This window comes from Bartonella taylorii 8TBB (assembly GCF_902825155.1).
Lineage (GTDB): Bacteria > Pseudomonadota > Alphaproteobacteria > Rhizobiales > Rhizobiaceae > Bartonella > Bartonella taylorii_A.
In genome coordinates this window covers 1-582 of sequence record NZ_CADEAG010000066.1, presented here as the reverse complement: position 1 = coordinate 582, position 582 = coordinate 1, and the positions used below count along the sequence as shown (strand labels likewise).

Below are 582 nucleotides of genomic sequence, written 5' to 3'. Positions count from 1 at the left end.
AACGGGCTTGCGGCTTTATGCTGCGTTGGAAGTTTTTCTCGTGTTTTACTTTTTAAGGAGTAGGTTGAGGGGAAAATATTTAGTTTTGTGAAAGCTGGTTCAATCTTTTTAGGAGGAGGCTATGGTTTTGTTATAAAGGGGTTAGTAATTGCGAGAATTGTTGTTTTTATGGAAGTTTCCTCTAAAATGAATGACACGATTTTGAAAATTAATGCATATTATTCTACCGTCACTTGGCAAGAGGCTGTTTGCTCGTTATAGAACGCCACAAGATAATATTGTCAATAAAATATAAGGTGGTCAAATGGCTATAGAACGTACGTTTTCAATGATTAAACCGGATGCAATACGTCGTAATTTGATAGGAGCAATTACAAAAATGCTTGAGGATGCGGGCTTACGTGTTATTGCATCTAAGCGTGTGTGGATGAGCCAGCGTGAAGCTGAAAAGTTTTATGCAGTTCATAAGGAACGCCCATTTTTTGGTGAGTTGGTTGAATTTATGTCTTCTGGTCCAACAATTGTGCAGGTTTTGGAAGGTGAAAATGCAATCGCTAAAAATCGTGAAGTGATGGGAGCTAC

Annotated in this window: 2 protein-coding genes; both read left to right on the top strand. The window is 38.3% G+C overall.

From position 1 onward, the window contains the following. Positions 1-87 precede the first annotated feature (87 nt). Positions 88-261, top strand: coding sequence for a hypothetical protein (locus J7R13_RS08660; protein WP_208438295.1), 174 nt, complete (start codon positions 88-90; stop codon positions 259-261). Between the two features lie 43 nt (positions 262-304). After that, positions 305-582 (top strand): nucleoside-diphosphate kinase (locus tag J7R13_RS08655; RefSeq protein WP_208438294.1); only part of this gene is annotated, 278 nt, incomplete at its 3' end.